At 68.3% G+C, this 842-nt stretch carries 1 protein-coding gene; it reads left to right on the plus strand.

Features of this window, described 5'->3' with window-relative positions:
- On the plus strand, positions 1-842 hold an 842-nt coding region (locus F0319_RS18810), incomplete at both ends, for a hemagglutinin repeat-containing protein (protein ID WP_149367545.1).

Genomic DNA, 842 nt, shown 5'->3' on the forward strand with positions numbered 1-842 from the left:
GCGAACCGTATTCGCCTGGTCTCCAGCGAGACGGGCGTGGGGGTGAACCTCGGCAACCTCACCGCGCGCCAGGGCGACATTCAGCTGGACGCGGGCGGGAAACTGACGGTCACGAACAGCCTGGCCAGCGGCTCGATTACCGCGAATGGCGCGGGGGTGGTCCTCAGCGGCAGCCATCAGGCCGGTGGCGCGGTGAATGTAACCAGCTCGCAGGATGTGAAACTCAATAACAGCACGCTCGCCAGCCAGGGCGATATGCGCCTTTCCGCTGCGGGGAAAGTGCAGACGACGGGTGGCGGGACAAACAGCGCGGGCGCGCTGTCGGTGAGCAGCGGGCAGGGGATGACGCTCAGCAATACCTCCCTGGTTTCCCGCGGCGCTGCGACGCTGGACAGTAAAGACACCCTGACCGTCAACGGCGGCGGCGTGTCGGCACAGGGCGGGGCGCTGACCGTCACGAGCAAACAGGGAATGGCGCTTGCGGATGCGACGCTGACGGGTCAGGCCGACACCACGCTGTCCACCGGCGGCAGCCTGACGCAGCGCGGCGGCAGCGTCACCAGCAAAGGCGCGCTCAGCGTGGCGGCCGGGAAAGATATCACCCTGACGAATACCCGCAGCGGAAGCAATACCCGCGCGACGCTCAGCAGCGGCGGCACGCTGTCCTCCGCGGCCAGCGCGGTCTCGGCAGGAGAGAATCTGGCCCTGAGCGGCGGGCAAATAGTCCTGGACGGCCAGAGCCGGGCCGATGCCGCGGGCGATGTTCGCCTGACGGGCAGCGCCGTCAGTAACCAGGGGCAGGTGAATGCGGGGCGCGACATTGCGCTCTCCGGCGACAGGGT

The sequence above is a fragment of the Enterobacter vonholyi genome (assembly GCF_008364555.1).
Lineage (GTDB): Bacteria > Pseudomonadota > Gammaproteobacteria > Enterobacterales > Enterobacteriaceae > Enterobacter > Enterobacter vonholyi.